General features: G+C 63.7%; 5 protein-coding genes and 1 pseudogene. All 6 read right to left on the minus strand.

The genetic code is table 11. From position 1 onward, the window contains the following. Positions 1–23 precede the first annotated feature (23 nt). The 6 genes and pseudogenes from ACL02S_RS21260 to trpS all read right to left on the minus strand — a co-directional run bounded on the left by ACL02S_RS21260 (position 24) and on the right by trpS (position 5,950). Positions 24–1,226, minus strand: coding sequence for an ROK family transcriptional regulator (locus tag ACL02S_RS21260; protein WP_412804230.1), 1,203 nt, complete (start codon positions 1,224–1,226; stop codon positions 24–26). A 29-nt stretch (positions 1,227–1,255) separates the two neighbouring features. Beyond that, the gene (locus ACL02S_RS21265; protein ID WP_412804239.1) at positions 1,256–1,837 is read right to left on the minus strand and encodes an ABC transporter permease subunit; all 582 of its coding nucleotides are present in this window, start codon (positions 1,835–1,837) and stop codon (positions 1,256–1,258) included. 171 nt (positions 1,838–2,008) lie between these two features. Continuing rightward, positions 2,009–2,491: pseudogene (locus tag ACL02S_RS21270) on the minus strand (ABC transporter permease subunit); the annotation flags it as partial. Then, positions 2,488–3,261 (minus strand): ATP-binding cassette domain-containing protein, encoded by a 774-nt coding sequence (locus tag ACL02S_RS21275; RefSeq protein ID WP_412804231.1) that lies wholly within the window; start codon positions 3,259–3,261, stop codon positions 2,488–2,490. The pseudogene ACL02S_RS21270 and the gene ACL02S_RS21275, both read right to left, overlap by 4 nt. Before the next feature lie 67 nt (positions 3,262–3,328). Next, a complete protein-coding gene (locus tag ACL02S_RS21280; RefSeq protein ID WP_412804232.1) occupies positions 3,329–4,405 on the minus strand; it encodes a sugar ABC transporter substrate-binding protein in 1,077 nt (358 codons plus the stop codon). Between the two features lie 504 nt (positions 4,406–4,909). Then, the gene (gene trpS, locus ACL02S_RS21285) at positions 4,910–5,950 is read right to left on the minus strand and encodes a tryptophan--tRNA ligase (RefSeq protein WP_412804233.1); all 1,041 of its coding nucleotides are present in this window, start codon (positions 5,948–5,950) and stop codon (positions 4,910–4,912) included. Positions 5,951–6,471 lie beyond the last annotated feature (521 nt).

Genomic DNA, 6,471 nt, shown 5'->3' on the forward strand with positions numbered 1-6,471 from the left:
CGCCCTGGCTCTCTTTTCGTCCGTCAGTCACGAGCGGCGCCGGTCAATACCTGCAACGGATCGGTGAGTACGTCGGTAAATGCCAGTTCCGCGGCGCCGATCAGGGGCGCGTCATCGCCGAGCGCACTGGTACGCAACCGGACCTGCTCCCGAGCGGCCCGCAGGCTGTGCACCGCCACCCGGCTGCGCACCTGCGCCGCCGAAGCCAGATAGATCTCACGCAGCACGCCCCCGAAGACCACCATGGACGGGTTGAAGATATTCACCAGGTTGGCGACGCCATAACCGAGCCATTCACCGGCCCGGTGCAGTGCGTCTCGCGCGGCCACATCACCACGGGACGCAGCCTCGACGATCTCGCCGACCGACACCCGTCCGGTGGGATCGCTCCGCCCCGTCGCCGCGATCAGCCCGAGCTCGCCCGCCTCGGCCTCGAGGCAGCCCCTGGAACCGCAGGCGCACTGCCGCCCGCCCGGATTCACGATCATATGCCCGATCTCCCCGCCGTAACCGCTCGCGCCACCCAGCAGTTCCCCATTGGCGATGATGCCACCGCCGATACCGATATCACCGTGCAGGTAGATCAGATTCGCCACACCTTCGCCGACACCGCGTTCCCGTTCGGCCAGTGCGCCGAGATCGGCATTGTTGCCGACCACGACCCGCAGCCCCAGATCGAGCGCACCGGTCATCGTCGCACCGAAGGGCACATCCACCCAGCCGATATTCGGCCCGTACCTGACCACGCCGTCCTGCGCGCGAACCATACCGCAGAACGCGACACCGACACCCACACAGACCGCGCCAGGCGTCGCCTTGTCGATCATGGCCCGAGCCATCGCCACCAGCGCGGTGATCACCTCGTCCGGGTCGAACGCGCCTCTGGGACGCTCGGTCTCGGTACGGTCGAGCACCGAACCGCCGAGCCCGACCCGCGCGGCGGCGAGCCGGTCGGCGCCGACATCGAGCGCGACCACGTAGACCCGATGCGCCAGCGGCCGCACCACCAACGACGGCCTGCCCGCCCGGCCGGTCTGGCCGGGCGGTTCCTCGCTCACCAGCCCGGCGGCGGCCAGATCCGTGGTCAGGGCGAGAATGGTGCTGCGATTCAACCCCATTCGCTCGGCGAGAGTGGCACGCGATACCGCTCCGTCGTGGTGAACGTGCCGCAGCAGCACGGCAAGGTTGCGCGTGCGGATCTCCTCAGGAGAAGGTGCTGCTCGCATTCACCGGCTTTCGTCGCGGAACAGAGAATTCATCGATGCGACTGCGCGCGCTTACGCGATAAGGCGTCCACTCCGGCAGCCAAGAGCAACACCAATCCTGTCACAACGAATTTCGTACCCGCGCTGAAGCCCATCAGCCCCATACCGTTGTTGATCACCGCGACCACCGCGGCGCCGAGCACCGCATCCAGCATCCTGCCCCGTCCGCCGAACAAGCTGGTGCCGCCGATCACCGCGGCGCCGACCGCGGTGAGCAGCACATCGCTGCCACCGGTATTCGGGTCGACGGAGTTGGCCCGTGAAGCCGCGATCAGCCCACCGACCGCCGCCATGGTCGAACACAGCACGAAGGCACTGATCTTCACCCTGGCCACCGCGATACCTGCCCGCCTAGCCGCCTCCGCATTACCGCCGACCGCATAGATATGCCTACCGAAGGAGGTACGGTCGAGGACAAAGGTCCACAGCAGCAACAGCGCCACGATCAGCGGGATCACGATGGGCATACCCGCCAGCGAATGCAGTTCCGGGTTACGGCTGCGCTCGCCGTTGAGCACCGCGACCGCGATACCCGCCACGAGGGCCAGCGCCACGATACGCACTACAACCATCAGCGCTGTCGTGGTGGCGAGCCCGAGTTTCGCGCGGGTCCGGAAATTCCGATACTGGACGATCGCGAAGCCGACGACGAGCACTACGTAGAGTGCCCAGCCCAGCGGCGGCGGCACATTCTTGTTCGCGATCGCGACAATCGTCTCATCGTGAATGGCGATATTGCGGCCGTTGTCCATGATCTTCAGTGCCACGCCCTGCAAGGCGAGAAACGCCGCCAATGTCACCACGAACGACGGGATGCCGATCTTCACCACCACCGCACCGATCGCTGATCCGATGGCTGCCCCGGTGAGCAGCGAGACCAGCACCGCCAGGTACCACGGCCATCCCTTATCGGTGAGCAGGACAGCGAGCACGGCCGCGCAGACACCGCTGGTGAACCCGGCCGATAGATCGATCTCACCGAGTAACAAGACAAAGATCAGCCCCATCGCGATCACCGCGATCGCCGCGCCCTGGGTGAACAGGTTGGCGAAGTTCGCCTCGGACAGAAAGACCGGGCGAGCAGCCCAGAAGATCGCCGAGAGCACGATGAGCGCGATCACCGATGGCAGCGCACCCATATCGCCACCACGCACCCTGGCGACGTAGCCGGTCACCAACTGGGTCGCAGGCGGCGCCGGTCGCTGTTCGGTCGATACCGTGGTCATCGGGTGGCTCCGCTCGCCTCTAGGCCGAGCGCACCACTGCGGCCCGCCGTGATCAGTTCGACGACCTGCGTATGCGTCAGATCGGAGGTCCGGACCTCGGCTGCCATCCGGCCCAGATAGAGCGCGGCGATCCGGTCGGACACCGCGAAGACATCGTTCATATTGTGCGAGATCAGCACCACCGCCAGCCCCTGATCAGCGAGCCGACGGACCAACTCGAGTACCTGCTGGGTCTGCGCGACGCCCAGCGCGGCCGTCGGCTCGTCGAGAATCACGACTTTGCTGTTCCACAGCACGGCTTTCGCGATCGCCACCGTCTGACGCTGCCCACCGGACAGGCTCGATACCTGCTGGCGGACCGAAGTGACCGTACGGACCGATAAGCTCGCCAAGGTCTTTCCGGCCAGTTCCTCCATGGCGTACTCATCGAGCACGAGGCCACGCCTGCGCTCCCTGCCGAGGAACATGTTCTGGACGATGTCCAAGTTGTCGCAGAGCGCGAGGTCCTGATAAACGATCTCGATTCCCAGCGCCGCGGCATCGCGCGGATTGTGCACCCGCACCGGCCTGCCTTCGAACAAGAACTCGCCCGCATCGATCGAATACGTGCCACCGATGCACTTGACCAGCGTCGACTTACCCGCGCCATTGTCTCCGACGAGCGCGGTGACCTCGCCAGGATAAACGCTGAAACCGACCTGGTGCAGTACCTGAACCGGGCCGAAACTCTTTTCCACTCCACGTAATTCGATAACCGGCTGTTCGGTCATGAGTAACTCTCCTCCGAAAAGCCCCTTCCGCCGCCCCTCATCGAACCGCGGAAGGGGCATGCCGTTATCAGATTCCGTTGTCCGCGCAGAGCTTCGCGAACTCCCCCGCGCACAACTCTTCTCTGCTGACGTAGCCGTCGGCCACCACATCCTTGACATCGCTCGGGTAGATCGCCGCAGGCTCCAAGAGCACCGCCGGCACATCGGCGTTCGCCTCCGGGTCACGCACCGTACCGTTGGTCGTCCCCTGCTGCCCTCGCACCAGCGCGACAGCGAGATTCGCGGTCGCCTCGGCCTCTTTGCGAATCGCCTTGTAGACGGTCATGCACTGGTCGCCGGCGAGCACGTTCTGCAAGCCCTGGACTGTCGCATCCTGCCCACTGACCGGAACCTGGCCGTTGAGCTTCTGCTTTTTCAGCACCGCGATCGCGGCGTTGGCCAGACCGTCGTTCGCCGCGACCACCCCCGCGATATCCGGCCTGCTGGTGAGCATCTGTTCGAAAATGGTGCCCGCCTTGGTGTTGTCCCATTCCGGAACAGCTTGGTCCGGACCCTTCAGGTACTCCCCCGCGGCGAATCTCGGCTCCAACACACTGTCGTAGCCGGTCTCGAGCAAAGTGGCGTTGTTATCGGTCGGCGCACCGTTCAAATACGCGACCACCGGACGCACCGCATTACGTTCGGTGAGGCACTGCGCCACACCCGCACCGAGCAAACTGCCGACCTGCACATTGTCGAAGGAGACGTAGTACTGCGCACCGCCGCCGAGGGTGAGCCTGTCATAGTCGATCACGGTGACTCCCTGCGACTTCGCCTTCTGGATCACCGCCTTCCCCGTGCCGCTGTCCAGGTTCGTCATCACCAGGACCGAGACGCCTTTGGTGATCATCTGATCGGCGATGGTCTGAAAGGCGTTCTTATCGCCCTGGGCATTCTGGATATCGGCCTCGACGCCCGCGGCATCGAACGCCTGCTGCAGATACTTCCGATCCGCCGTCTCCCACCGTGCCGAAGTCTTGCTATCCGGGAGGATCACACCGATCTGGGCTTTGCCGCCGGTATCCGCCGAGTCGTCGCCGCAAGCTGTGAGTGTGGTCAGCAGTGCGACCGACATGACCGCAGCACTGAACATGCCCTTACGCATGAGTGGGCCTTTCGTCGAACCCGGACCGCGGCCGGACTGTGCCCGGCCGACCGGGTGGATCATATGTTGCTTACAGCAACATATTCGACTGTGACCCAAGGCACAATAGGCAATTTGTTGTTCGACATAACAATCTCGACATCGGGCCGATCGCGCCGAGTGTCAGGGATCGGTTGTGCTGCACGATGTTCGGCCGTGCCATGGTGTCACTGGACGGCTGCTATCGGACTTCGGGCCAGGCGAACTGGCGCCACTGGCGGAATGAAACACGATCGAGCGGAGTGAAATGGTGGTTGTGAGGCTCGGTCTGGCCGCCTTTTCACTGCGCTGGATGGCCGGAGGCGGGGTGTATTTCTGCCGAAGTGGCCCCTTGAGTCGCCATCGTTTCATCGGGTCCTCCCCACCCACACTGTTCTCCGGACTAACTGTATGAAGACATGATGTTGGTGACATCGGGGTGGAGCCGGTAGGTGGCGTAGGCCGGGGCGGTGGGGAACTGTCATTTCAGTACACCGTTCCCATCGCAGCGTGCACTTCGTCGAGGGTGCGGGTTGCCTCCTCGTTGGCGCGGCGGTTCCCGTCTCGCAGAACACAGCGCACGAAGTCAGGGTCGCGCGCGAAGTCGTTGCGGCGACGACGATGTGGAGCGAGGAACTCGTTGACTGCCTCGGTAGTGATCTTCTTCAGCTCCCCGGCGCCCGCATCACCGATCTCGGCTGCCAGTTGACGCTCGTCGACTCCGGAACACAATGCAGTGGTGGTCAGCAGCGCCGACACGCCGGGACGGTTGTCGGGGTCGAACGTGATGACACGCTCCGAATCAGTCGGGGCGCGACGGATCAGAGTCGCCGTCTCGTCGTCGGTCATCGACAGTGCGATCGCATTTCTGTAGCTCTTGGACATCTTCCGCCCGTCGATACCGGGAACTTCCGGTGCGGACGTGAGGAGCGCCTGGGGTTCAGGGAACACATCGCCGTAACGTTCATTGAAACGCCGCGCGACCACCCGTGTGAGCTCGACGTGCGGCAGGTTGTCCTTCCCCACCGGTATCAGGTTGCCCTTGCAGAACAGGATATCGGCAGCCTGGTGGACCGGGTAGGTCAGCAGTAGTCCGCTCAGCGCGCGTCCGGATGCGGCGTGCTCCGCTTTGACCGTGGGATTGCGGTGAAGTTCGGCCTCTGTCACCAGACTCAGAAACGGCAGCAGGAGCTGGTTCAGCGCCGGGACCGACGAGTGCGTGAAGATGGTCGCCCGGTCGGGGTCGATGCCGGCAGCCAGATAGTCCAGCACGGCGCTGTAGACGTTGTCCCGGACCTGACCGATCGCGTCGCGGTCAGTGATGACCTGGTAGTCGGCAAGGATGACGAACGTGTCTACGCCCAAGCTGTGCAACCGCACCCGTTCGGAAACGGTCCCGAAGTAGTGACCCAAATGCACAAGACCCGTGGGCCGTTCGCCGGTGAGGATACGGTACCGGTCGGGGTTCTCGTTGACTGCGGAACGCAACGTGTCGCTGCGTTCGATACTGGCGGAGAAGGTGTTCAACGTACAGCTCCTGGATGGTCAATGGGCTGTACGAACCTCGTTCAGGTCAGATGACATGCGGGCTGCGTACAGCCCGCGGACATAGCTAGACGGGCTGCTGGAGCAGCCACCACCATGCCTGTCGGATGTCGATCACTCAGTAACGATAGCAACTCATACAGTCGAACGGCCTGCAACTGGCCAGTGCACAAGGGCCTCCGACGAGTGAAGGCGGACCCAGCTCATCGAGACAGGTTCGCAATACGGCGCGGTACGCGACAGTGCCAACATCACTGGTCAACGATTGCCACAGTGAGATCCGCCAGAATTCGCCGAACCCCCACCGGTCCGAATTCATACCTGACGACGGCAACGTCGCCTCGCAGAACGATATCGGCCTCATCGGAGACAACCCGGATACTTCCCGCGGCCGTCTTCGGGTTTACGGAAATCGGCATGTGCGTGTGTTCGGGCGCTGCCTGGATAGGCCATGGCCGATCATCGAAGTAGGGGTTGTCTTGAAATGCCGAAGGCCCCCAACG

This window comes from Nocardia spongicola, assembly GCF_047200775.1.
GTDB lineage: Bacteria > Actinomycetota > Actinomycetes > Mycobacteriales > Mycobacteriaceae > Nocardia.